This is a genomic window from Paenibacillus sp. EB106-05-06-XG162 (genome assembly GCF_058791655.1).
Genome location: NZ_JBYTDT010000001.1, coordinates 912,986 through 938,946, shown reverse-complemented (window position 1 = coordinate 938,946; position 25,961 = coordinate 912,986). Strand labels below are relative to the sequence as shown.

18 protein-coding genes are annotated in these 25,961 nt (G+C 47.3%); 5 read left to right on the top strand and 13 right to left on the bottom strand.

Features of this window, described 5'->3' with window-relative positions; translation table 11 throughout:
* Positions 1 to 12: 12 nt before the first annotated feature.
* From gcvT to gcvPB, 3 genes are read left to right on the top strand one after another with little or no spacing between them, the layout of a single operon-like run.
* Complete coding sequence (gcvT, locus tag AC3WU2_RS04040) at positions 13 to 1,140, top strand: glycine cleavage system aminomethyltransferase GcvT (RefSeq protein WP_492451471.1); 1,128 nt, start codon at positions 13 to 15, stop codon at positions 1,138 to 1,140.
* Positions 1,137 to 2,489 (top strand): aminomethyl-transferring glycine dehydrogenase subunit GcvPA, encoded by a 1,353-nt coding sequence (gcvPA, locus tag AC3WU2_RS04035; RefSeq protein WP_492451469.1) that lies wholly within the window; start codon positions 1,137 to 1,139, stop codon positions 2,487 to 2,489. The genes gcvT and gcvPA overlap by 4 nt, the downstream gene beginning before the upstream one ends.
* Entirely contained in the window at positions 2,486 to 3,943 is a 1,458-nt protein-coding gene (gcvPB, locus tag AC3WU2_RS04030; protein WP_492451467.1) for an aminomethyl-transferring glycine dehydrogenase subunit GcvPB, read from the top strand. Before gcvPA ends, gcvPB begins: the two co-directional genes overlap by 4 nt.
* Before the next feature lie 86 nt (positions 3,944 to 4,029).
* On the opposite strand, the gene AC3WU2_RS04025 is transcribed toward gcvPB, so the two are convergent.
* The 4 genes from AC3WU2_RS04025 to AC3WU2_RS04010 form a co-directional block, all read right to left on the bottom strand.
* Entirely contained in the window at positions 4,030 to 4,932 is a 903-nt protein-coding gene (locus AC3WU2_RS04025; protein WP_492451465.1) for a hypothetical protein, read from the bottom strand.
* 163 nt (positions 4,933 to 5,095) lie between these two features.
* The gene (locus AC3WU2_RS04020) at positions 5,096 to 5,416 is read right to left on the bottom strand and encodes a luciferase domain-containing protein (protein ID WP_492451463.1); all 321 of its coding nucleotides are present in this window, start codon (positions 5,414 to 5,416) and stop codon (positions 5,096 to 5,098) included.
* Positions 5,417 to 5,442: 26 nt separating this feature from the next.
* On the bottom strand, positions 5,443 to 6,834 hold the full coding sequence (locus tag AC3WU2_RS04015; protein ID WP_492451462.1) for an MFS transporter: 1,392 nt from the start codon (positions 6,832 to 6,834) through the stop codon (positions 5,443 to 5,445).
* Positions 6,835 to 6,900: 66 nt separating this feature from the next.
* Positions 6,901 to 7,470 carry a TetR/AcrR family transcriptional regulator gene (locus tag AC3WU2_RS04010; RefSeq protein WP_492451460.1) on the bottom strand — a complete coding sequence of 190 codons (570 nt, stop codon included), beginning with the start codon at positions 7,468 to 7,470 and terminating at the stop codon, positions 6,901 to 6,903.
* A gap of 196 nt (positions 7,471 to 7,666) precedes the next feature.
* On the opposite strand from AC3WU2_RS04010, the gene AC3WU2_RS04005 reads away from it, so the two are divergent.
* A complete protein-coding gene (locus AC3WU2_RS04005) occupies positions 7,667 to 9,814 on the top strand; it encodes a HelD family protein (protein WP_492451458.1) in 2,148 nt (715 codons plus the stop codon).
* A gap of 83 nt (positions 9,815 to 9,897) precedes the next feature.
* Here AC3WU2_RS04005 and AC3WU2_RS04000 read toward each other — a convergent pair whose 3' ends face one another.
* Both AC3WU2_RS04000 and AC3WU2_RS03995 read right to left on the bottom strand, forming a co-directional pair.
* Positions 9,898 to 12,735, bottom strand: a complete 2,838-nt coding sequence (locus tag AC3WU2_RS04000) for a LamG-like jellyroll fold domain-containing protein (protein WP_492451456.1) — start codon at positions 12,733 to 12,735, stop codon at positions 9,898 to 9,900.
* A 33-nt stretch (positions 12,736 to 12,768) separates the two neighbouring features.
* Positions 12,769 to 17,907 (bottom strand): discoidin domain-containing protein, encoded by a 5,139-nt coding sequence (locus AC3WU2_RS03995; protein WP_492451454.1) that lies wholly within the window; start codon positions 17,905 to 17,907, stop codon positions 12,769 to 12,771.
* Positions 17,908 to 18,448: 541 nt separating this feature from the next.
* Between AC3WU2_RS03995 and AC3WU2_RS03990 the strand changes: the two genes are divergently transcribed.
* The gene (locus AC3WU2_RS03990; protein ID WP_492451452.1) at positions 18,449 to 19,348 is read left to right on the top strand and encodes a multicopper oxidase family protein; all 900 of its coding nucleotides are present in this window, start codon (positions 18,449 to 18,451) and stop codon (positions 19,346 to 19,348) included.
* 3 nt (positions 19,349 to 19,351) lie between these two features.
* On the opposite strand, the gene AC3WU2_RS03985 is transcribed toward AC3WU2_RS03990, so the two are convergent.
* The 7 genes from AC3WU2_RS03985 to AC3WU2_RS03955 all read right to left on the bottom strand — a co-directional run bounded on the left by AC3WU2_RS03985 (position 19,352) and on the right by AC3WU2_RS03955 (position 25,951).
* The gene (locus AC3WU2_RS03985) at positions 19,352 to 20,179 is read right to left on the bottom strand and encodes a serine/threonine-protein kinase (protein ID WP_492451450.1); all 828 of its coding nucleotides are present in this window, start codon (positions 20,177 to 20,179) and stop codon (positions 19,352 to 19,354) included.
* Positions 20,180 to 20,308: 129 nt separating this feature from the next.
* Positions 20,309 to 20,764, bottom strand: coding sequence for a GNAT family N-acetyltransferase (locus tag AC3WU2_RS03980; RefSeq protein WP_492451448.1), 456 nt, complete (start codon positions 20,762 to 20,764; stop codon positions 20,309 to 20,311).
* 43 nt (positions 20,765 to 20,807) lie between these two features.
* Positions 20,808 to 21,206: an acyl-CoA thioesterase gene (locus tag AC3WU2_RS03975; protein ID WP_492451446.1), complete on the bottom strand. Its 399-nt coding sequence runs from the start codon at positions 21,204 to 21,206 to the stop codon at positions 20,808 to 20,810.
* Positions 21,207 to 21,297: 91 nt separating this feature from the next.
* Positions 21,298 to 22,182 (bottom strand): DUF72 domain-containing protein, encoded by an 885-nt coding sequence (locus AC3WU2_RS03970; protein ID WP_492451444.1) that lies wholly within the window; start codon positions 22,180 to 22,182, stop codon positions 21,298 to 21,300.
* Between the two features lie 121 nt (positions 22,183 to 22,303).
* Positions 22,304 to 23,425, bottom strand: coding sequence for a Ger(x)C family spore germination protein (locus AC3WU2_RS03965; RefSeq protein WP_492451442.1), 1,122 nt, complete (start codon positions 23,423 to 23,425; stop codon positions 22,304 to 22,306).
* Complete coding sequence (locus AC3WU2_RS03960) at positions 23,422 to 24,555, bottom strand: GerAB/ArcD/ProY family transporter (protein WP_492451440.1); 1,134 nt, start codon at positions 24,553 to 24,555, stop codon at positions 23,422 to 23,424. The genes AC3WU2_RS03965 and AC3WU2_RS03960 overlap by 4 nt, the downstream gene beginning before the upstream one ends.
* The gene (locus AC3WU2_RS03955; RefSeq protein ID WP_492451437.1) at positions 24,548 to 25,951 is read right to left on the bottom strand and encodes a spore germination protein; all 1,404 of its coding nucleotides are present in this window, start codon (positions 25,949 to 25,951) and stop codon (positions 24,548 to 24,550) included. Before AC3WU2_RS03955 ends, AC3WU2_RS03960 begins: the two co-directional genes overlap by 8 nt.
* Positions 25,952 to 25,961 lie beyond the last annotated feature (10 nt).

Here is a 25,961-nt window from a genome sequence, read left to right as displayed (position 1 = left end):
TGAGGTGAATGCATGACTCAGCTTCGCAGAACGCCACTCTACCCGCTCTACGCTAACCATTCCGGTGTAAGATGTATTGACTTTGGCGGATGGGAATTGCCTGTTCAATTTCTTGGCATCCAGAAAGAACACGAAGCCGTACGACAACAAGCCGGTTTGTTCGATGTCTCCCACATGGGCGAATTTATCGTCACTGGCGAAGATGCCGAAGCCTTTCTCCAGCATATGACGACGAACGACGTCACCAAGCTGCAAGATGGTCAAGCACAGTATACTTGCATGTGTTACCCAACAGGTGGTGTCGTCGATGATTTATTGGTGTATCGACTATCGATGTCGAATTATATGCTTGTCGTCAACGCCTCCAATATCGATAAAGACTGGGATTGGCTCAAAATTCATCAGCCTAGCAACGTGAAGATAGAGAATGTATCCGATCAGACCGCGCTCCTCGCCATCCAAGGCCCTCTGGCGGAAGCGATCTTACAGGAAGCAACGGAGACACCAATCGCGGGGCTCGCTGGATTTGAGTTCATGAAAGAAGCGTCTGTCTGCGGGGTAAGAACACTCATCTCGCGTACAGGATATACCGGGGAAGACGGATTCGAATTGTATGTTCGTGATTCAGACGCCCCTGCTGTGTGGAATGGACTGTTAGAACTAGGTCAAGGGATGGGACTCGTGCCAGCTGGACTCGGCGCTCGCGATACGTTGCGCTTTGAAGCCAAGCTGCCGCTCTACGGTCAAGAATTATCGGCCCAAATCACACCACTCGAAGCTGGTCTAGGAATGTTCGTTAAACTTGATAAAGGGGATTTTATTGGACAGGAAGCACTCGCTTACCAGAAGCAATCAGGATTGTCTCGTAAATTAGTGGGGCTTGAACTGGTCGATCGCGGCATCCCAAGATCCCACTATCCCGTCTTTGCGAACGGAAACCGGATTGGCGAAGTGACGACGGGGACACAATCTCCTACACTCAAACGAAATCTGGGTCTTGCATTGATCGATACGAAATATACGGCCATAGATACCGAAGTCGAAGTAGAAATTCGCGGCAAACTGCTCCGCGCCAAAATTGTACCCGCTCCATTCTATCGAAACAAGACACGTTCGACAGGAGGCACGAAAACAATATGAAACATCGCTATCTGCCTATGACACCACAAGACCAAGCCGACATGTTACAAGTCATCGGAATGGATTCCATGGAACAATTATTCCAAGACATCCCGACAGAAATACGCTATCAAGGCACTCTTCCCATCTCTGAAGCACTGGATGAAATATCTTTACTCCGCCATATGAAGCAATTGTCCGATCAGAATGCTGATTTTGACCGGTATACAAGCTTCCTCGGGGCAGGCATCTATGATCATCATGTCCCTGTCGTCATCAATCATGTCATTTCCCGCTCTGAATTCTATACCGCCTACACACCTTATCAGCCCGAGATCAGTCAGGGCGAACTGCAAGCGATTTTCGAATTTCAATCTTATATTTGTGAGTTAACAGGCATGGCCGTCGCGAATGCAAGTATGTATGACGGAGCAACGGCCCTCGCAGAAGCTGGCTCTCTTGCAGCTAGCGCGACGAGAAGAAAACAACTCATCGTATCCCGGGCCGTTCATCCCGAAGCACGTCAAATTCTACAGACTTCCGCTCGCGGGTTGAATCTGGACATCATAGAAATCGATGTTCAGAACGGCGTAACGGATCTTTCGCACCTGGAATCGATGATCTCAACTAACACTGCGGCAGTTCTAATCCAGTCCCCTAACTTCTTCGGTTGTATTGAAGATATTCGCACGATTGGCGATATGATTCATGCACACAAAGGACTACTCGTCGTTAGTAGCAACCCGCTATCGCTCGGGGTGCTTGAAAGTCCTGGCAAGTTGGGTGCTGACGTCGTCATCGGGGATGCGCAGCCATTCGGAATTGCAGCATCGCTTGGCGGTCCTACTTGCGGGTATTTCGCAGTAACAGAAGCCTTGATGCGTAAAATGCCGGGTCGTATCGTTGGACAGACCCTTGACCGCGATGGGAAGCGTGGCTTTGTCTTGACCTTACAAGCCAGAGAACAACATATCCGCAGGGAAAAAGCGACCTCCAATATTTGCTCGAACCAAGCTCTGTTAGCTTTATGCGCATCCGTCTATCTGTCCACCATGGGCAAGCAAGGAATTCAAGATGTAGCGCGATTGAATATCCAGAAAGCGCACTATGCGGCAAATGCAATCCGCCATTCAGAACGGCTTGCTATCGCCAACACATCTCCGTTCTTCAATGAATTCGTCATCAAGCTGCCAGAAGAAGCGAACGTCACTCAAATCAATGAACAATTACTTGCTGCTGGTTACCTCGGCGGGTATGATCTTGGTCTTGCCTATCCAGAATTGCAAGGACATCTGTTAGTTGCTGTAACCGAACGGAGAACCAAAGATGAGATCGATCAATTCGTAGCGCGTTTGGAGGCATGTCTATGAGCCAGAACCAAGCTTTAATCTTCGAGTTAAGTCAACCAGGACGCGTTGCTTACGCACTGCCTGAATGCGATGTCCCTGAAGTTAACCTATCAGAAATGATTCCGTCATCCTTCTTACGCACAGAACCTGCGGCGCTGCCAGAGGTCTATGAAGTCGATGTCATCCGGCATTATACCGCCCTTTCGCGTCGGAACTTCGGGATCGATAATGGCTTCTATCCATTAGGATCCTGTACGATGAAATATAATCCGAAGATCAATGAAGATGTTGCAAGGTTTGCAGGCTTCGCTAAGATCCATCCTTACCAGCCGGAAGCGAGCATCCAAGGCGCACTAGGCCTCATGTACACCCTTCAGCAAGATATCGCGGCGTTAACGGGGATGGATCAAGTCACGCTTCAGCCTGCTGCGGGAGCGCATGGGGAATGGACGGGACTCATGATGATTCGAGCCTACCATGAGAGCCGAGGCGAAGTACGTACCAAGGTGATCGTGCCGGACACGTCTCATGGTACGAATCCAGCTAGCGCAACCGTCGCCGGCTTCGAGACCATCACGATTCCTTCGAATGCTCGTGGACATGTTGACCTTGAAGCCCTCCGTTCTGTTGTAGGTCAAGATACGGCAGCCTTGATGCTCACCAATCCGAACACACTTGGGCTCTTCGAGGAGCAGATCGTAGAGATTGCTCGTATCGTGCATGAAGCAGGCGGTCTTCTCTATTATGACGGTGCCAACTCGAATGCGATCATGGGCATTACGCGACCTGGAGATATGGGCTTCGACGTCGTCCATTTGAATCTCCACAAGACAATGAGTACGCCGCATGGCGGCGGCGGACCGGGTGCGGGACCTGTTGGGGTCAAAGCAATCCTCACCCCATTCCTCCCCAAACCGATCGTCGCAAAACGAGAGGATGGCAGCTATTACTTGGATGACAACATCCCGCAGTCTATCGGTCGAGTCAAAGCTTACTATGGTAACTTCGGCATCCTTGTTCGCGCCTACACGTATATCCGTACCTATGGCCCAGAAGGATTACGCCAAGTCTCGGAATATGCCGTATTGAATGCGAACTATATGATGCACCGGCTTGCACCATACTACGAGATTTCATATCCAGGGGTGTGCAAACATGAATTTGTCATGTCCGGTAAGAGCTTCAAACAATATGGCATCCGAACACTAGATATTGCCAAGCGACTACTCGATTTCGGCTATCATCCACCTACGATTTATTTCCCATTGAATGTTGAGGAATGCATCATGATTGAGCCTACAGAGACGGAGAGCAAGGAGACACTGGATGCCTTCATTAATACGATGATTCTAATTGCGGAAGAGGCAGCCACGAATCCAGAATTGTTGCTGAATGCGCCATACGATACTGTCGTTCGGCGTCTTGATGAGACGCAGGCCGCTCGGAAACCTGTACTCAATTGCAGCTGCGGCTAATCCTGGCATGACAATATAAAACGAGGCACAATTCGTCTGATGTCCGACGGAACGCGCCTCGTTTTATCATTTATGCGGTACCCTACCTATTCCTGAATCCGACCATAAGCGCGTAGAATCCGTAAATGATTCAACGTAATGATCCCCTTCCATTCTTCTCGAGCAGCAGGCCATTCGTCTTCAAAGCGACCCCACGCCCAGTTCGGTCCCCAGGATCCATCGGATAATTGCGATTCAATGAGTCGATCAAGCTCCCCGGCAATGACTTCAGCATAACGCTCAAAGTATCTCGCATCAGGTGACTCAGCGACTTGCAAAGGATAAGCGCCATACCCTTGCCCTTCCTCTGGTTGATGGATCACACAGTTCTCGATGAATTGGTCGATTCGGTGAGTCATTCGCTGAACCTGATCTTCCGGCAGCTGCTCCGCTAGGCGAAGGTAGCAGAACATTTCATGCATCTCATTACATGCAGAATGATGCAATAGGTAGTCCATTGCTTCATCCACCACTTCCTGAACGAAGTCGCTGGGCACTAGATGTCGGTATTTGTACAGATAACCGGCTAACTCCGCATTTGGGTTCCCCCATGTTTCATCAAAGGCGCCGTAGTTCCACCATATCGCACGAGGAGATTCATCCGCATCTCGTGGGGTAATATCCCATCCCTTCCGATCTTGCCGATAGGTATGGATTAAATATTGTATTGCATTTCGAGCGATTTCCTCATATTCCCCTTCTCCGTTCAGCTTGTCCAAGATTTGAAAAGCAATCGATGTACTAATCGCCGATGACACAGGGGTACGAATATCCGGTTCAAGACTATGGAATCCACCGTCTTGATTCTGATAACGGGATAACTGTTCCAAGACAGAAGCTGCGCTTCCACCCTCAAACTCATATTCGAACAGCGCTTTCTCCAGTGCGCGTGCCCCTTTTTTCATGAATGATTGTGCATGAGCAAAGCGAGATTGTGTTAACATTTCCACCCTAGCCCCTCCTCTTCACGAGAACTTTTGTTCTCGTGAAGACTATACCATATTTTGTATCAACTTTTCATGCGATTTAAGTCATTTTAATGATGATATTCATTAAATTAGCTGCGCTGAATGTTCTAGAATGACATCCAGCACATCTATCGAGTTTATCTATCTACTTCATCTTGCTCACGAGATAATTATACTTAAAACGCAATAACTCAATCGCGTCCGCGATATCCTCTTCCGATTGGATGTACACGGATATCCAACTGGATTCTGGATAGATATGATGAGGCTTTGCGCGCCCTTCTGCAATGAACTGATCTCGCGATGGTCTGGATATCAGGATATCCACTAAGAAATCACCGTGCAAATGTCCAATTTCCTTCCCTTGATACAGAAATTCGATTCCACCGAAACGGTGGGGCTGCTGCGTCACGTCTGACCATGTCAGTAATTGTTCGCTAATGATTTGTTTCACGGATAAAGTCATATCTCATCTCTCCCCTGAACATCGAATTAGGATTGTTTGACGGTACGCTCCAGAGCGGTCATTGGTTGCTTCACCCGGAATCGGATCCGGAAGAACAATAAGATTCCTACGTGAAGTGAAGCAAGAACAAGATACACATTACTATACAACTGACTATTCAGATCTAGATGAAGCGGATTCCAATTCAACGTATAACCCGTTGCCAACACCATACTGTAGAGACTGGCCGCGACGCCTTGGGCAATGAAACCGATCATCGAGAATAAGCCCATCCCTACGCCAACTTGGTCTTTGGGCAAGGTCGTAGAAATGAAATTAGACATAGCCACCTGCATGAAGGATTGACCAACATTGCCGAAAACGAGGAATAGCGATATCCATAACGGCGAAATGCCTACGAAGATAGACATGAAGATGAAGCACAAGATTAAACTGCTGGAAGCAATCGAGAACAGATGCGTATTTCCCTTCTTATCCGCGAGCTTGCCCCCCTGTCTTCCCAGAATGGAGGAGGCGATCGCAGCAGGAACCATCGCGAATCCGATCCAAGCGGAATCCAAGTGGTAGACGTCCGCGAACAAAATCGGAGTTAAGAAGTATAACGATATCCCGATACAATGGATAAGAAATACTAACACAAGAGCGGTCGTATATTTCGTGTTGCGGAACAATTGGGGTTGAATGAACGCTTCATGAGCCGTACGGATGCGTAAGACGAAGAGGATCAATGCCACTGCGCCTATCATCAACAACCAGAACGTCTTGTTCGTGATGCCGAGCAGCAGAGTTGAGACGGATACCGCGAGCAGCACGCCGCCAGGCCAATCAAATGTAGTCGATTTACTTTTCGGCTCGAATTCCAAATGTTTGCGATAGATCGGAAGCAATACTAAGATGAGCAGTGAGGGGAGGAACAACCATCTCCAGTTCGCAACACTGACGAGAACTGCTGCAATCACAGGGGCGAGAGCACCACCCAGCGCGATCCCAACGGCTGTCATAGCTATGGCAGAACCCCGCTTCTCCGGCGCAAAATATCGAATCGGTATCATCAAAGCCATCGCAGGAATAGCCGCAGCGCCTGCAGATTGCAAGCAACGTCCTAGAAGTGCGACCCAGAAGACTTGAGAGACAAGACCAATCAGCGACCCAATCGCAAATAAAGTTAATCCAAACGTCATGAGCGTCTTCAGTTGAAACCGATCAGACAGTTTACCATACGTTACCGTGCCAAAAGCATAGATGAGCGTATAGGCGGTTGTGAGCCAGCTTACTTCTGCGATTGATAATTGGAACTCCTGACTGATCTGCGGAAGAACGACATTGAACATGATGGCACTCATGGAGGAAATCATAACGGTGAACATTAACAAACGCATTAAGATGGAACCTTTCTTCTGATGCGAATCGAATGTCATAAGAATCACTCCTTGGATAATATAGAATGCATGTAAGTACACACTTGCATATTACTCGGAAAAAAACTAGGGCGTTAAAGCCCTAGCGAATAGCCGCGTACTCTCCTCGATAAACTCTTCCAGCACATGAGAACTAAGCCAGCTGTTAAATGCACCATAATGCATCCACATGAATGATAATGCCTGTAATTCCGGATTCGTGGTCATTACCTTCCCTTCATTAGACATCTCCATCAGATAGTCCGTCAGAAGTTTCTTGAGCTGCTGCGGATGTCGGTCCGCCTCTTCACTAACCCCCTCTGGAAGGCTGCTGCCGCCCTTCTGTGCAATTAAGATGAGTTTACGATTCTGGTTCATGATCTGATGATATGTTCTACCAATCAAGAGCAGATCTGCATGCAAATCACCGACCAGACGATCGTGGAACAGCTTCGTCATTTCCTCCGCGTAATGATTGCGCTTCAGCGCAGCTTCCAGCAACTTCCCTTTCGTGCCGAAGTGGCGAAATACGGTCACTTCATTCACGCCTGCAACCTGGGCTATTTCCTTGGTTGATGTCCCGTCATACCCTTTCTCAGCCATTAGATCAATCACTGCCTGGAGTATTTTATCGCTTGTGCTACGATTATTAGTCATTTGATCTACCCACCTTGAATGCAAGTACTTACTTACATTTCTATCTTATTCCATTCTTTCTTGATTGTCAATAACAGGAAGAGCCCCTCTTATCATCCTAGAAGTTTTTATCGAAACGTTTGCTTTTTACCATTCCTTATGATATATTACTTACTCCTTTCATACGGAACCAATAAATCTTAGGAGGTAACTGAAAATGGAAGACACTTTTCAAAGTGCCTATCAAGACGAACTCCGTCAGCTCGAAATTGCCCAAGCGCAAATCGATCAACAGCTGGCCAAACTACGCAATACACCGGTCTATACCGGAAGTGATTTTACGGAACAAGTGTTAGAGGACACGAGAGAGCAAAGACGTCAGCGGCTAAGTCGCGCAGAGAATGAACCGTATTTCGGACGACTGGATTTCCAGACAGGAAATTCATCAGCCCCCTCTCCTCTCTACATTGGCAAAGTCGGTGTCAATCACGGTGAAGATCAGGAGATCGAACAGGAGAATCCGCTCGTAGTCGATTGGCGCGCGCCGATCGCCAGCCTCTTCTACTCCTTCACGGGTGGTCTTGGACCCGCATCGTATGAAGCGCCCGACGGAACCATCGAAGGCCTTGTCTATCTCAAACGAAATCTTGTCATTCGCAAAAGAATACTTCAGCGCGTTGTTGATACCTATGTCCGCGATAGCGATAATGATCAACCTGCTGTATCCGATGAATTCCTGCTCTATCGGCTCGGTGAGAACAAAGATAACCGCTTGCGTGATATCGTCTCCACCATTCAAGCCGAACAGGATCAGATCATCCGGGCTGCGAAAAATACCGCATTAATGATCCAAGGGGTTGCCGGTAGTGGAAAAACAACCGTCGCCCTGCACCGTCTTGCCTTCCTACTCTATCAATACCAAGAACAAATACGAGCAGAACGTATGATTATATTCGCACCGAACCAAATGTTCTTGAATTATATCTCAGATGTATTACCAGAACTAGGTGTCGGGAACATCCAGCAGAACACATACGCGGATTGGGCGATGAACTTGCTTGATTTAGATGCAAAGCTGCTCCCGCCATCCGATATGTGGTCGATCTGGTTCGAGTCGCTTGATAACCGGCCAGTGCTCAATGATGATGTATCTGGTCGTTACAAAGGATCCATCCGATTCCGGGATTGGATCGATCAATCCCTCGAACAACTCGGGACAATTAGCGTGCCTGAGACCGATTTTGAAGCCTGGGACGGCAAAGTCCTCCCGCTTCAGACCATTCATCAATGGTTCTTTGAAGAATATAAGCATTATGCATTAGCCAAACGTAAAGAACGCGTGCTTGCGAGAATCAATCGCTGGATTGAGATGGAGCTCAAGCCGATTACGAATAAGGTGAGGCTGAAGGATTTCAAGCAAAAGTCCAGCCAACGACTCAAGGCGTATACGAAAAAATGGCCGGAATTTAACGCCTTTGCGATTTACAAAAGTTTGTTCCAACAGGGTAAACGAGGCGACATCTTTCCTTCCGACCGGTTCGAATCCATTCCGGCGGGTGTCGTGAAGCAGACAAATGCGACGCTCAAAAACGGCGAAATTCGCCATGAGGATCTTGCAGGATTGCTCTATATCCATGTGAAATTGCACGATATTGAGAGCAGCTCGCGATTCGACCATATCGTCATTGATGAAGCGCAGGATTTCTCACCATTCCAAGTGGCTGTACTCGATCTATTCGTACGTAATCATTCTTTTACTATCCTTGGAGATCTATCACAGGGCATTCACGCCTACCAAGGCATTCATGAATGGCGCGAGATGCAATCCTTATTCGATGCTTCTGATACGGCGTATTTCGCGTTAACGCGCAGCTACCGATCGACGATGGAGATTATCGATTTCGCGAATGGAATTCTGAAGCACGGGGTGCAGACCGATCTGCTCGCAGAACCCGTCTTCCGCAGCGGTCATCAAGTACAAGTCAAATCCGTCGCACCTGAAGAGGAAGTCTCCTTCATTCAGAAGGCTATCGAACAATTCCATCAATCAGAATATAATACGACGGCACTGCTTACACGCACGTTGGAAGAAGCTAAAGCACTTTATACGAAGCTCGAAACAAGCGGCGTGAACGTCAATCTAATCGATGGCAGTAAGAGTGAATACCTGGGAGGTATTTCCGTTCTTCCCGTCTATCTATCCAAAGGGTTAGAATTCGACGCTGTACTACTCATGGATGTCGATTCACATCACTACCGGGAAGGCGCCATGGATGCGAAGCTCCTCTACGTCGGTTGTACCCGTGCATTGCATGAGTTATGGGTTCTCTACCATGGCGAATTGACACCGTTTATTACGAAATAACATCCTTCATCAAAGGAAAGGCTGCACTATTGTCATAATCGTCAATGGTGCAGCCTTTTTTGGCCGTATAGCCAATGTGTCTATTACTTAATAATCTGAGACGCAACTGCCGAAAGATCAGAGATGTCAATTTTGCCGTCATGGTTCAGGTCATATTGCTTCACTTGCTGCCAGTCTTGGCTTGCTGTTGTCTTGCCATAATGTGCTGCGATTATCGCAAGGTCACCGATACTAACTTTTCCATCATGGTTCACATCCGGTGAACTTGGTCCTGAAATTGGTGTGACTTGCACGTTAATAGTCGAAAGACTTGCTTCAAGCTCTTGACCATTTTCATCCGCTAACACGGTTTTGTTGACGGCTACTTTTGCCGATGCAGCTTGATCAACGGGTTTGGCCTTAAATGTCATCTCGAACACGTCGGTATCTCCCGAGATTCCTTTGTCAGCGCCCATACTTACAAGAATGAACCTTAGTGTTCCTGGGGTTTTGGATGCATTTGGTATGAGATGAAGGTTAGATTGCAAAGACTTTGCATCCATGTATTCAAGCAAACTCGCATCATACTGAATCGTCACATCTTCAGCATAGACGCTCTTGGTAACACGATTAATGGCTAGCTTCACCGTGAACGATTGCCCTTCCTCTACAGCATTCTTGCTTGCTGCTAGGGCTGTTATATGATTCGCTTCAGGTACATTTTTCGATTTGTCGAGCTCGGTTTTGGCTTCTTTCAACTGTTGAATTGCAGTTTGAACCTGTTCCTGCGTAACGGTTCTTGTCTTAAGCACAAGCTCGGCTGCGTTTATTTTCGTTGTGTAAATATTCATCGCGCTTGCAGGATACTGTCCCGGATTCGTCCCGACGACAGACGTATCACTTGCAAGTTGTCTGGCAAACTGAATGTCGTTATACAACGTATTCATTTCTTCGATAGACATTCGCTGCGCCAGATCATTATAGAGCATTTGTACTTGCTCCGGATAAATCGCATAGCTGTATAATCTCGCGACGCTCACATCGCCATCTAATACATAGTTCCCGCGATTATTCGCTTCAGGATCAGCACCAATCGCAAATTGGATATCTGATTGAGCAATCGTGCCCGTCGCTGCCATCGAACCAACTTGAGCACCATTTAAGAAGAGGAGAATTTGAGCACCGTCATAGGTCGCGACAAGATGATGTATTTTGTTCGGCTCCAATTGAACGCCTAGACGCTTGTAACTACCGCCGATGTGTGCCCACAACTCCATTTTTCCACTGGTCGTCGACTCGAAAATCATACCGGAACTTTGCGTATTCCCAAACACATCTTGGTTGCGTGTGGAGTTCAGCTTGAATAAGGATTCTAGCGTAAATTGATTCTTCACATTCTTGATCGAGCTGCTAACCGGAATACTGAAATATTCGTCAGTCGTCCCATTCATCCGGGCAACATATTTTTTAAACTCGGAGCTATAGACGATCTTGGCACTGCTGCCAGTTGACGTCGCGTGGTTCTGTGCTGGTGAACGATCCTTCCCTGTGCCATCGATAAAGTCAATATCGATGACATCCGCAGCTGGCTTTTCAAGTACAGGTTTGTTCCCTGTTGTCGCCTCCACCTGAAGAGGAGCGTCGCTACGGTTGTTGAAGGAATCAATCGCTGTGACCTCAATTCGATATTGGGTCTCCGGCTGAAGTCCGCTAATATCGAACGATAGCTGCGTCGGCGCCGGATCGTCATATTGCTGGGCGAACGCGAGGAACGATTGTACCGTCCCTCCGGTTGCCACGTTAATCGCTCTCACCTCATATGACCGCACGAATAGATTATCCGTAGCTTGATCGAAAGTCACACGCATTTGCTTCGGACCGATGCTGGCTGGATCGATGGTCGCTTTGGCCGAGGTAGGGAATGAAGGCTTCACCTTGTCACGATCATCGGTATACGTAAATTGATTTTTCACGGCTGGATACTTGACGACCCAATCGTCCCCTGTCCAAGCATTGGTATGGAAATCTCTGCGTTTGATGTGTACTTCGTTATCAAGCACTTCAACGACAAGCCCTTGTGTGATCTCATCGCTCGGATGAATACCCTGAATTTTCCCTGGCTCTAATTCTGGATAACGTACTGCAGCCGTACCGACTGCCGTGAAATCGCGTTGATTAATGGAGCCTGGATCATCTAGAACATAATGGGAATGTCCCGAGAATGTGATGACTTGCGGATATTTCGCAATCGTATTGTACAGCTTCGTTGCATTCTGTTTGTGTCCCCACAAATCACTGCCATAGACCGTATTCGTAATCGGTTGATGCAAGAACACGAAGATGGGTTTGTTCGGATCTGCCTCCTCTGCGAGTTTCGTATCAAGCCAATTTAGCTGAGCATCAGAGAGCGTACCATCCCGCGTACCATCCTCGCTCCCCAGAATAATGAAATGATAACCGTTGATCCACTGGTCATAATAGATGCCGCTCATACCCGTCTTGTCTTTAAAGCGTTGCTGCATCGCACCTGCTGATCCATTGATATAATCATGATTCCCAATGGTGAAGAGTGACACTGCATTCGGGACTTTCAAGTTGTTGTAATTGCTCATTAACGTGTCATATTGAGCAACCGTCCCACTGTCCGTAATATCGCCAACTGCTGCTAGAGCGTCATAGTTCGGCGCAATGGCGTTCAGCTGGTTCAATACCATCTGCCATTTCGGAACATCCTTCGGTGTATGACCGATATGAATGTCACTTAGCACCGGAAAAACAAGATTCTTACCGTCTGGGCGTTTCGTAGTGGTGTGGGACGCTGCTTCCGCAGCATCCCCTTGACCCACACCCACCCAGGTGGTAAATAATTGAAGAACCATCGCAGCTATAAGTAACTTCGACATCACTTGTGAAATCCCGAAGCGACTCGGTTTGATGTCCATTGCCTAACTTCCTCCTCAACTTCAAAATTTGGCTTACTTCAGAATCAGACTCGCTACTTCTGCTAGATCAAGAATATCGATGACACCGTCTTTCTTCAGATCCATATGTTTAATCTTCTCCCAATCTGGGCTTGCTGTCGTCTTACCGTAGTTCAGCGCCATCAATGCAAGGTCACCGATTGACACTTTGCCATCATGGTTCAAGTCGCCTGGGATGCCTTGCGGTACCGTTACAATTTGAATTCGGAAAGATGATGGTGTCGCACTAACTTCTGCTCCTGTTGCATCACCCAGCACGGCATTAACCAAGCTGATGTTCGCCGTTCGATCTTGCTCCGTACTCTTTGCTCGGAACGTTATCTCCAAGACTTGTGCATCGCCTTTAATCGCTTTGCCTGGACCTTCGCTTGCAATAATGTAATGCAATTTACCATTAATATCTGATTTTTGTAGAAGATTCAAACCATCTTTCACAGGATTTACGGCTACCACTTCAAGTGCACTTGTATCGTAAGTCAATGCAAGCTCTTGTGCATAGACGTCGGTTGTTACACCGTTTAAGCCAACGCGAACTTTAAAGTCCTTACCAGCTTGAACTGTGCTATCCCCTGTAAGGGATGTCGCAGGGCTTGTCGGAGCCGCCGGATTTACATGTACATCTGCTGTTGCTGTTTTGCCGCCAAAGCTAGCTGTGATGGTTGTATCGCCTACGGCAATCCCTTTCAGACTACCGCTTGTCAGCGAAGCAATGGTTGGCTGAGCAACTGTCAATTTGACTTGCGCGGTAACCTCTTTGCTCGATCCATCTGCATATTTCGCCGTCACTTGAACGGAAGTCGACTCATTAACTTTGACCGTATATCTCGATGCATTCAATGCGATCGATTGAAGCTCCGCTTGGGAATCGGAAGAACGATAGACATTGAGCTCTGCTACGGAAGCGAAGTCACCGACACCTTCCGTCGCTTCGAGCTTCACAAACTTGGCTTTGACAGGGGCGAAGTTGATCTCTTTTAACAGATTGTTCCTCAGCCATTTGCCGCTTCCAACCTTCGTATAGTTCACACCATCTTCACTGACATATACATTATAGGCCAAAATTGTACCGTTGCTCGCCTCTGGTCGCGGTAAGTAATCGACTTTACTGATCGTATACGTACCGCCAAGCTCAATCATCAAAGATTGAGGAAGTGGATCCACGTTATACCATTTCGTATGCCAATGCGTCTCAGAATCACCGTCAATCGCATACTTCGGATCATTCTCACCTGTTTCGAAGCTTGTTGCCGTTGCAGTCATTTGAGACTGTGGAATTTTCACCAAATTCTCTTGGCCTTTCACGGTCACTTCGCTCGTTGCTTTGAAATTACCGTCCGTCGTTGTTACTGTAATAGTCGCCGTACCTTGACCTTTCGCTGTCACGACACCTTGCGCATCGACCATGGCAATGGAAGGATCACTACTGCTCCATGTTACTGTCTTAATCGATGCATCTACTGGGGCAACCGTCGCTGTGAGTGTTGCTGAAGCTCCTAGCACATCCATGCTAAGCGTCGGTTTATCCAATGTAACGCCAGTTACCTTGGTAATGCCGCCAAGCGAATAGCCGAATAGCTTAAATTCCGAAATACTCGCTTTCGCTGCCGCATCTGGCAAGCCAGTAATCGTAATACGCGCATACCTTCCGCGGCTGGCGAAGTTGTCTTTTAACACCGCACCCGCTTCCGTATTCGCTGTACGATTCGCAACTTGAATCCAGTTCGATGTATTGTCTTCACGAACTTCAATTTTATATTGATAAGCCTTCGTACTGGATTCGAACGAGGTCTCAGAGCCTTGGATCGAATACATTTTACCGAAATCCACTGTTAACGTATGACCTGTCAGACTGTCTGCTGCAGACCATCTCGTCTCCGGCTTGCCATCATTCGCATGGTTCGCAGGAAAAGCAGGATCACTGCTGTCTGCTGAGATTGATTTACCCTCGGAAATGTTCGAGATCACAATTTCCGCTTTCGGCGCGTCATAGACATCTATTTCAGATGCGGATGCGAAGCCTCCTACCGCTTGAACTGCTTCTAGCTTTACGTACCGAGCGAGCGTTGGAGCGAACTTGATATATTTCTTCGCGCTATTCCGTACCCAATCCCCGCTGCTCACATTGGTGTAATTCGTTCCGTCCGTACTGAGGTACAAGTTGTATTTCGTGAATGTCCCGTTACCTGCATCCGTTCGTGGTGCGTATCGTACCTGGCTGATTTCATGGATCGATCCTAGGTCTATGACAATGGACTGAGGGAGTTTATCCGAACCATCCCATTTCGTATGCCAGACGGTACTCGAGTTGCCATCAATCGCTTTGGAAGCCTCACTACCCGATTGGAAGCTTGCCGCGGTTGCTTTCATCTCCGATTTCTTAATCGGCGTAGGCGCTGGTTTGGTCGGATCACGATAGACATTCGCTTCGGCGATGGATGCGAATCCATTCACACCTTTGACGGCTTCAAGCTTCACGTATTGTGCTTCGACGGTATCAAAAGCAATTGTCTTCTCTTCCTTGTCGGCGTTCCATAGCCCTCTTGTCACAAGCGCATAATTCGTCCCATCCAAGCTGCTGTATAGCTTATATTCCGTAATGATGCCGTCTGTACCGCCATATTGACGAGGAAGAACTTTGACCCGGTTAATAAAATGATTGGTCCCCAGGTTCAACGTAATGGATTGTGGCAATGCAGTCGATCCGGTGAGATTCGTGCTCCAGATGGATTCACGGCTTGCATCCAGAACATTGGACGCAGGTGTCGAGCTGTCCGCATTCGAAGCCGTTGCTATGATATCTTCTTGCGGAATCCGGCTCGGATCTGTATCTTCCTGCGGGATCTCAATGACAACCGCGTCTTTCAGCGGCGTTGTATCCGCGACGAAACCTGTCGTGCGCAGTTCGAATCCTAGATTTGTCGGCAATTCTTCCGTCCTGACATACAGGATGCCGCCTTTGTCTGCTGCATCGAAGAACCAGCCGCTAGCAGCTGTATCCCATGCGGATTTGCTCGCTAATTCATTTAATGGTTTACCGCTTAACGACACGTTGCCCGGCTTGTTATGCATATGAATGGTAAATTGATTTTTACGAGCTTCCAGCTTGCCTTTGTAATCACCAACTGTAGCGCCGACTTGAATGACAAGTTCGCCTATTCCTGTCTCTGGCGCTATCGATTTGATGAGAGTCTCTGCATATTTGCCCTGACGATGCTCTCTCGTCACGCCATCATCTTCATACATCTTAAAGCTGGATGTTTTGTACGGATAGATGTCATATGTGATCGGATTTGGCGGCACTTGACCGTCATAGAGCGATTCTGGATACATTGGAATAATAGCGCCCGCTTTGACTAACAACGGCAATTTGCTTAGTGGCGCTGCGTATTCATCGAGCATTTTGGAACCGTAATGTTCTACCCCGCTCCAATAGTCAATCCATTTTCCTTTCGGCAAATAAATGCCGTTACGTGTCGTTGTATCGGTGTACACCGGAGCGACAAGGAAGTTCTCGCCTGACATAAATTGATATTGCGTCAGTGTATTCTTCGTATTCGGATCATTCGGGAACTCGTACACCATACCGCGCATCAGCGGAGCACCCGAAACGTACGATTCGTGTAAATACGTATAGAAGTACGGCGTGAGACGTTGACGTAATTTCAAGTAGTCGCGATTATAGCTCGTGTACGGTTCGCCCCATACCCAAGGCTGTTTGTCCTTCGCAGCCCAGCCTGACATATTCATCAGGATCGGCGTGAATACTTTCCATTGCAAATCGCGCACCTGTGTCTTCGCACTGCCGCCGAAGATGCCATCAATATCCCCTGTCGAGTAAGCCATACCGGATAAGCCAGCACCAATCATCGAAGGGATGTGGAATCGGATGAACTCCCAATCGCCAGCCTGGTCGCCTGACCAGACGGTGGAATACCGCTGTGTACCAGCCCAACCGGCAACGGACCATACATAACCGCGATCATTCGAATTGTTCTCGGTGCCTTGGTAAGCTTGCTTCGAGCCATTTAACGCAAAATCATGGCCTGAACCTACCCATGCGACGTCCAATTTGTTCAGACGCGTCCCATGAACACCAACTTCAGTGGCTATCTGATCGACACCCTGTTGTGTCCAGAGCCCTGTATAGAAGCCTAGCTCATGCAGCTTCTGTACCGTCTCCGTCAAATTGACGTAACCGCAGCCATAACCATCATTCGGGAGAATCCACGCGCCTGGCATGTCGTTATCGCGATAAGCCTTAGCAACTTTGAGCACATCAAGCGTCGTATCCGGTGCCTTGTTATAACAATCGGCATCGCCGAGTCCCATCCCCCATCTTGGAATCAGCGCCGGCTTCCCTGTTAGATCCGTATAACCATTCAGAATATCCCGCATGGTCTCCCCATAGAAGTAATACGCATCGAACCGATTCTCATTATGTGTCAAACTTAGCGGACTTCCAAAATCGTAGGAACCTTCACGGAACGTATTCCGCAGCATGCCATATCCATTGGTGCTTAAGTAGAATGGAGATGGATTGGATACTGTCCCATCGCCCCATCCGCCGAAGTTATTACCAATCTTGATTGTCTTATCCCGGTGCGAGAAGTAGCCATTCTGCATCCCGCCACCATAGAAATATTCATCTGCTCCTCTAGAAAGCTTCTGCGTGGTGGAAGTTCCTGTATAGTTCAGGCTTGCTTGCTCTTCCCATACCAAGGTCACATTGTCTGACTTATACATCGCGAATTTCAGCGGACTCTTGTATGCGCGCAGGACAAACTTACCGCTATTCATCTTGTAGTAAGCGCCTTCATCGGACCATGTCACATTTGTCGGACCAAAGTCATTCTTAATTACAATCGGTTCCAGCGGCGTACCGCCGTTCTTGCCTGGCGCATCGGTAAAGCTTCCATTCACACCTAGCCAAATCCGAACCATATCATCGCGATAGAAGATCGCTCTTACTTTGTCATTCCCGCTCGTAATCGTAAAGGTCATGTCATCGGTTTTCTCGAACTTCATTATGTCGCCGATAGCGGCTGCATGCGACGTCTCTTGGCTCATTAGGAACATGGTAAAGGCGATCATCACCGTAAACGTGGTTAATAGTAGAAATTTAAGATTTCTCAAGATACATTTTGCCTCCTTTAGCAGATCAATCAGGTTCCATGCCAGAATCTTCTTCGGTATGCGATGAGATCATTGGGTGCAATCCATAACTATAGGCTGAATGAAGGGAAATGCTCGAGAGTATGCGTACATCAATCAAAAATGTAGTGTAAGCGGTTTCGGGGGGCATTAGAAGGAATAGACATCGATATTAAGTTTCACTGTTATCGTCATTCGGCTGTTGTGTTAATCATGCTGAGCAACAACACAGGCGCACCCTGCGCGACTTCATTCCCTCCTTTCGATTACTCAGGCATCTGTCACAATTCAAGGATACATTTTGTATCTCTTATTACTATGATAGTGGACGAAACCGTTTTTTCCTAGACAAAATTTTGACTTTTTAAATTGTTTTCTTGATTTATTCTTGCAAAATAGATACATCATGTATCTAAAAGTTAGAAATGCTTGTTCAGAAGGATTGGTAACCCTTGCATCTGCATATAGTGGAATGGAGTCTTTGTGTATAAAGTGGAACAATCTTTGATGGAGGAAGATACATATGGTTATTACGCCCCAAGTGCCGAATCTACCCTTCGAGATTCGGGATGGCGTCAAGCATTTCGAATTGATTGCAGAACCTGTAGAGCTTGAGATATTGCCTGGAATTCGTCTGCATGGACTTGGCTATAATGGGTCGATTCCTGGACCTACGATCCTTGTCTACCCGGGAGATGAAGTACAAATTCGTGTCTCTAATCTGTTAAGTGAGGGTACGAGCGTTCATTGGCATGGTCTGGATATCCCGAATATGATGGATGGCGTGCCTTGCATTGAACCTTCTCCACTAATACCGCCGTATTACTCTTTCACCTATAAATTCACCGTCCAGAATCCGCCCGGTACCCATATGTATCACTCCCATTACAATGCGATTCCTCAAGAAATGGGTGGGATGGGTGGTGCTTTTATTATTCTGGACCCACCAGGTCATGGTCTCGCCGTAGACCGAGATTATTTCATCATGCTGCATGAGTTCCACTTGAGCGGGATGCCGAAATTCGAACTAAACCCTGGGGTGTACGATATCAATCCATACACGGACTCGTTCAACTTCTTCACGATGAACGGACGCAGCTTCCCGCATACCGAACCACTCCCGGTGAGACTCGGGGATCGCGTTCGCATTCGCCTTGGCAATCTCGGTATGAATGCGCACCCCATCCATCTGCATGGGCATCAATTCGATGTTATCGCATCGGATGGCAATCCCATCGGCTGGGAGCACCAACGGATCAAGAATACGATTAACGTAGCACCAGGCGAGACCTACGACATTATGTTTCAAGCGAATAATCCGGGAATATGGCCCTTTCATTGCCACATCCCTCATCATATGGCGAATAACTTCACGAAACCTGCTGGGGGAATGTTTACGACGATTGTATATGGTGGGTATTAGGATCTAATTCTGCGCTTCCAACCATGCACGATAGAATGCATGAACACTGCCATAACGTTCGGACCGCTCTGGTGATGCTGCCTTGCGAGCTACGTGGTATAGAGCCTCGGATGCTCTCCAATCGCGAAGCTCGCGCCCACCTTCATCCGCTAGGAACACAAACGCTGCAGCTCCCATGGTGTACACATTCGTTAAGTGGTCGATCTGACTCCCTCGTACAAATTCCTCTGGCGCCATGAAACGACTTGAGCCATACAACCGATCCAGCTCGAGCACGAAAGGCCCTTTCGTATAGTAATCAAAGTCGCAGAGGTGTAGTTCATCCCGATCAAAATCATAAATCATGCCTCCATCATAAAAATCAACGGCTACATACCCTTTTCGCTCCAAATAAGCATGCACATCATAGACCGTATTTAGTGCTGCGATCACTTTCGACAGCGGCAGCTGTCTGAACCGAAAATGTGAGGATTCTGGCTGATTCCGTCCTTCTTTTCCTGGAAATGCAGGTGTACCGAGCACTTCACCGTCGACCCATTCATAGACAAGCGCAAATCCCAGGTCTGTCATGAACGAATTCAACAACTTCGGCATCTGGGGATGGGCCAGTTCCTGGTGAATGGCTTCCGCATTTTTCATGTATCCAATGGCTTCTCGACTCTCCGAATATTTGACGAACCAATTCTGCTCAGCAGCCTGAACACCGTAGGAAATGCAACCAGAATCTTGCTGGTCAAATACGGTGAAAATGTTCCCGATACTTGATAAATAAGTGACAAGATCCCTCTCGATTTTCTCTACCGTCAATAATGGACAATCCTTTACGTTCATTGCTTTCCCTCCCATGCGATTTTTGCTGGCCAGCTCCATACATTTATCCTAGGCAAAAAATAGCAGCCACGAACATATCACATGTCCATAGCTGCTAAGACTTTCAACCATTTTTCGCTTACTGTGTTACTAAGCAATGACCTTCTCCAAATTCGTAATCGGCAGACCCGGAACAGGCTCGAAGCCTCCAACTTCAACAAATCCTTCCGAAAGATAAAGCTGGATCGCTGGAACATTCTTGGAACCTGTTGCAACGATGAACTTCTTGAATTGCGCATGTTCTTGCAGAATATATTGCAATAATCTTCTTCCGATCCCTTTACGGAAATGATTCGGATGTACGATTAACCGATGGATGTCGAGTGCTCCATCCTCTATTTTATATGCAATCGCACCTGCCAATTCTCCGTCTTCACGCCATCCATAGAAGGTTTCCCCACACAACATGATGGATTCAACCGTATCCCGCAGTGCCGGTATCGCATCCGATCCGATGATTTCCGCTTCTACGCGGTATGCTGGCAATTGAAGCGCTAATATTTCCTCAGCCACGGCTTGGTTGCTAAGTTGTAATTCTTGCATCATAAATAACGTCCTCCAGTTCTCTTCTTACCCCAATTGATAACTTCTATTCGCTTGGAAAATGTGAACGCAGCTTGTCCGGCACGGATGTGCTCTGCCGAGTCGCCAGATCCATGATGACACAAGTGACGCGTGCGTCTGCACAGACCAATTGATCGCTGTTGATGATCGTCTGATCAAAGACATAGCTGGATCTTCCTACCTTGACGGGCTTGGTCACGACCTGTATTGCATCGTGCTCGTGACATTCACGCCGGAAGTTCATATTGATATTCACGATTGAGGTCATGATTCCTTGCGAATGAAACGATTCCAGTGGAAAGTGAATCAACTCGTACCAAGCTTTTCGTCCCCGTTCCATGAATTCAACATATCTCACATGATTAAGATGACCATTCAGATCAATATCAGATGAACGAACGGTAATATCCAGCAGTGATTCCATAAGTTCCCTCCACAGCGAATCAGTCTAACGTATCATACCCGATGGAAATGAAACATTCAATAGACCCTGCGAGAAAAAAATAAAGCGTTCCTTAATCCTCAAAAAGAGACAATTGGTACGGTAGCGGACCAGGCATTTCCGGCAAATCCATCCCCAAGGCCTCCATCAGCTGCAGAGCGTTATCGGCCGCGTCCCCGCCAGAATTGTTGTTAAAGATAATCCAACAGGTTTTCGTCGATTCGAGTAATTTGATGATGTTCCCTTTCCATTCCGACAGTTCCTGCGCGTTATAGCGGTACAAATATCTGACCTCGCGCCAATTGGGCTGACCACTGGAATGCCAGCCAGAAGCGTTCCGTCCATGGAAACGAACGATCGTACAGTCCTCACTCGTTGGATCTAATACCATCGGAACCGACCCTTCACCGACCTGAGGTTCATCGCATATGGAATGAATCCATCCTTCATCACGCATAAATTGAAGGGTCTTGTCCCGCGTCTCTCCTTGGAACCAGCTCTGATGCCGAAATTCAAGCGCAATCGGCAGCCCGTCCATCCATTCACGCGTTCTGCGCAGAATATCCACATGCTTCCGCTCGCAGCCGAACCAAGGTGGATACTGAAATAGTACCGCCCTAAGCTTTCCCGCTCGCAGGAGCTCCTCCGCTGATTCCCGGAATACTTGGAACATTGTTTTTGGATCTGAGAAAGGAATTTTGCCGCGCGTATGTCCCGTCATGCCTTGATAGGCTTTCACGATGAATCCAAAAGTATCGGGCGTCTGTTCGATCCATTTCAGCATCCTGTCTGGAGAAGGGATAGCATAAAAGGAGCTATCCAGCTCCACGATGGGAAATCGGCTGCTGTAAATCTTCAGCTTGTCTCCCGATTTGGTGCCGCTTGGATAGATATCGTCATGGTCTCCCCAGCCTGCAAGTCCGATTTGTATTCGTTGTTCTATCTCTTCACGTCGCATGATCCATCGTCTCCATTATGTCTATTGCATCCAATGTACCATTGATCAGATAAGACCTTCAACCCCGCACCCGCAGTAGCTGATCCGGCAAAAAAAGTCCGCTGTGATAACAGCAGACTCATTAATAGATACGTGGCACATGCTTAATCCGAATATCCGCTTCACATGTTATATCCATTTGGGAATAGGCTTTGCGCCAATCTAACGCCTTCCATGCCGTATAACTCATTTGATTCCGAACATACTGGCCGATGCCGATCGGATCAAGCTCCAACCGCTGCAATAACTTCAACATCGCTTGGACTTCGGTCTCGAATTGTTTCTTCAGCCTTTTCTCCAGTTTGATCTGCTCGGACCCGATGTTCAGATCCACATTCGGCACATAATCATTGATTTCTCCATAAATCTGAAGCTTAATCGTTGCTCGCATATGCCGGGGATCTTGCGTCTGAACTCTAATTTTACGGAGATTCCTGATATGCTCGAGCGATATGTTCATTTTCGAGTTTCCTTGCTTCTGATTTCCACTCGGATTTTCCAGATTTAGTTGTAGCGATGCGCCCGAGAACCCACCGCTCAGTATAAATAGATACTGGGATAACACCGGCTCTAAATGATACTTCATTTGACCGTACCGAAAAATCGCAAGCCCATCCTGTACAATTTCATCCTTCTCGATCTTAATCATCGGTACAAATGGATCCACGCCATCATCATAGAAATCTCGCATGAAGGTGTGTATATTGACCTCCTGCACGCCATAATTTTGAATAAGCCGTTCCATCGCTCTGGAGATATATTCTCTGGCGATCGGATCCTTCGTGACACGATTGGTAAAGATATCTTCTGCTCGCCCTTTCACGATGAGCAATTTAACTCTTGCACCGATCGATGCATTATTAAAAAAGCTTTTTACGACTAATTCTATATTTTTCTTTGCTAATTTCTCGCCGAACAGAATGCTTCTTATTTGCCCGCTCCCCACATAAAAATCAGTCTGCCGCGTCAAATTAATCATCGCTTCCTGGAAATTGTGAGCCGCTGCAGATAATGTTTTATTGCGATCGGTCTCCGATCTTCGCGGAATAGACACGCTCACACGGAACATATCCCCTCCTTCGGCCGCCTGATCAATCGCAACCGAATTCACGAATCCTACTTGACCTATAATATGTTGATCTTTGTTGCACCCTGCACAGAACGATAGTACCAAGACGACAAGTACCCAACGAACCCGCTTCATGGCTGCTGTACCCTCGGTTTTCTCAGACGAAGCAACAGCACTAACAGGATCGGAATGCCAAAACTCAAACAGATTTCAATGATAAACAAGATATCCATCCACCGCATCAATGTCCTTCCCAAAATTGGAACCAGCGAGATTACAAAAGAGAAGATGACAATCCATGTCGCTAAAAGCTTCGAATTGCGCTTCGAATAGATTCGTTCCATGCATTGAAGCGCCCCCCATAAATACATCACGACAGTAAGAATAAGCTTCGGCAAATAGAGACTGAATAAGAGAAGATCAATCCGCTCAACGAATGGCAATTGAAAATAAGAGAACAGATAAACCGTCGGCGTAGTGATATTAGCTAGTTCCTGTGCATTGTAGAACCCGAACGAAACAATGGTAAGCGTTAAATAGATCGCAGTCGTATAGAGATTTCCTAAATACATCGCTTTGAACAATTTCGTTATAGGCTGGGTTTCCAGGTTCTCAGCGCTCTGCCGTGATGCGGATGATACAAAAGGAAACAGCATCATGCATAGCTCAAATCCAATAAAGGCGCTATAGATTTGGAAACTGTATTTCAGCGTATAGCGCCCGCCCTGAAATATAAATGGCGTGTACCGAACGAGATCGATTTCTTGAATGCTGAATAACAAAAAAACGATGACCCATACAGTAAGACCAAAAAAGATAGTCGAGGCTTTAACGATGTTATAAATTCCTTTGGTCACCAATTGCAAAGCCAGAAGAAACATGATCCCTACCAGGATATAATTGGGTGTCATGTGCAGTATATTATCTTGAATCAACAACACGAACTCCTTCAATACGATCGCTGCGATTGCGCACCAGAGCACAACGACAATCATGTAGAACGGGATGGCAAATCCACGAGAAACGCGTGATTCAACGATATCGAACACGGAAGCGCCATGGCCTGCCCGGTACAACCAAGAGATCACAAAGATATTCAGCATCACGATCGCTGACATGAATAGGATACTGATCCACCCATTCGTTCCATATCCTGCGGCTGCGTAATTGGGGAGGTAGAACACAACGATTCCCGATTGGATGTTATAGACCAAGATCGAGATATGTATGGGATGGACCTTTTCTTGCGTTCGACGTTTATTCACGCGAGAATCGACCTCGTTTTTTATTTTTTTGATAAGGGGGACGCATGAAAGTGTATTTCCAAGTCTTCGGATAGGCAGGAGCTAGCGGATAGAGATAGGGCGTATTTAGACTCGTTAAGCCAGCAAGATGATTGACCAGGAATATGACGCTGACGAATATCCCGAAATTGCCAAACAATGCAGCAAGCATGATAAAGAGAAATCGGAAGGAACGGAATGCAATTGACATCGTGTAATTCGGCAGTACCAGGGAAGCGAGTGTTGATCCTGCTATGGTGATAACCAAAATATTGCTCGTGAATCCTGCCGCGACGGATGCCTCTCCGAGGACTATACCGCCTACGATGCCAAGTGTCTGACCGATGCGGATTGGCAGCCTAATGCCAGCTTCACGTAGAAATTCGATCGTCAATTCCAGGATCAACGCTTCAATCACTGGAGGAAACGGCACTTTACTCCTGGATTCCGATAAGCTGACGAGTAGTTCCTGCGGAACCATCTCATAGTGGTATGTCGTAATCGCGACATATAACGCCGTTCCTAAGAGCGTGACGATCACCGCCAAATAGCGGAAAAACCGGATAATTATCGCGTAGACCCACCTCTGGCCGTAATCATCCGGCGACTCCAGGAAATCAAAGAACTGGCTTGGCGCGCTGAACGCATTCGGACTACCTTCGAGCAAACCAACGATTTTGCCTTCCAGTAGCTTCGAGATCACGACATCTGGGCGTTGGGTTATATGGAATTGCGGGAACATCGATATTTGATCGTCTTCGATGTATTGCACGAGAATGTGCGTATCCTGAATGCTGTCGGTCTGAATCTCTTCAATGCGTTGATCCAGCTCCGAGAGCCAATCCTGGTTCACATGATCTTCCAAATAAGCAATAACCATCTTGGATTTCGCCTGTGAACCGATCACATAAGACTTGAACTTCAAGGTCGGATTCTTCAACCTTCTTCGAATTAAAGATATGTTCGTATTTAGCGACTCCACGAAAGCATCGTTCGGCCCGGCAACCACCATTTCGGACGGAGATACACTGATGCTTCGGTATTCCGGCCCATATTCGCTGATGACATACGCTAGCTGCTGATAGAAAATCGCGACATGTCCATCGAGAATCTTCGCCACGATATCTTCGCCCGATACCAATGCGACAAATTGTTCGCGCTTCATGAGGTCAATGACTTCACTCTCTTTAATGTTGCTGAGTGGCACAATAACCTCACGATACATAGCGCTATTATCGATGAGTACACTGGAATAGATGATCTCCAAGCTAATCTCAGGAAAGGTCCGATGAACAATGTCTTCGCTGTCTTCAAACATCCGTTTCGTATAGTCAAGCAGAGGCATTACCGACGGATTCTGCTCCGAAAGATCGTGCATGTCACCCCCT

Coding starts and splice junctions, on each gene's coding strand:
- gcvT (WP_492451471.1), top strand. CDS start 13: ATGACTCAGCTTCGCAGAACGCCACTCTACCCGCTCTACGCTAACCAT.
- gcvPA (WP_492451469.1), top strand. CDS start 1,137: ATGAAACATCGCTATCTGCCTATGACACCACAAGACCAAGCCGACATG.
- gcvPB (WP_492451467.1), top strand. CDS start 2,486: ATGAGCCAGAACCAAGCTTTAATCTTCGAGTTAAGTCAACCAGGACGC.
- AC3WU2_RS04020 (WP_492451463.1), bottom strand. CDS start 5,416: ATGACTTTATCCGTGAAACAAATCATTAGCGAACAATTACTGACATGG.
- AC3WU2_RS04015 (WP_492451462.1), bottom strand. CDS start 6,834: ATGACATTCGATTCGCATCAGAAGAAAGGTTCCATCTTAATGCGTTTG.
- AC3WU2_RS04010 (WP_492451460.1), bottom strand. CDS start 7,470: ATGACTAATAATCGTAGCACAAGCGATAAAATACTCCAGGCAGTGATT.
- AC3WU2_RS04005 (WP_492451458.1), top strand. CDS start 7,667: ATGGAAGACACTTTTCAAAGTGCCTATCAAGACGAACTCCGTCAGCTC.
- AC3WU2_RS04000 (WP_492451456.1), bottom strand. CDS start 12,735: ATGGACATCAAACCGAGTCGCTTCGGGATTTCACAAGTGATGTCGAAG.
- AC3WU2_RS03990 (WP_492451452.1), top strand. CDS start 18,449: ATGGTTATTACGCCCCAAGTGCCGAATCTACCCTTCGAGATTCGGGAT.
- AC3WU2_RS03985 (WP_492451450.1), bottom strand. CDS start 20,179: ATGAACGTAAAGGATTGTCCATTATTGACGGTAGAGAAAATCGAGAGG.
- AC3WU2_RS03980 (WP_492451448.1), bottom strand. CDS start 20,764: ATGATGCAAGAATTACAACTTAGCAACCAAGCCGTGGCTGAGGAAATA.
- AC3WU2_RS03975 (WP_492451446.1), bottom strand. CDS start 21,206: ATGGAATCACTGCTGGATATTACCGTTCGTTCATCTGATATTGATCTG.
- AC3WU2_RS03970 (WP_492451444.1), bottom strand. CDS start 22,182: ATGCGACGTGAAGAGATAGAACAACGAATACAAATCGGACTTGCAGGC.
- AC3WU2_RS03965 (WP_492451442.1), bottom strand. CDS start 23,425: ATGAAGCGGGTTCGTTGGGTACTTGTCGTCTTGGTACTATCGTTCTGT.
- AC3WU2_RS03955 (WP_492451437.1), bottom strand. CDS start 25,951: ATGCACGATCTTTCGGAGCAGAATCCGTCGGTAATGCCTCTGCTTGAC.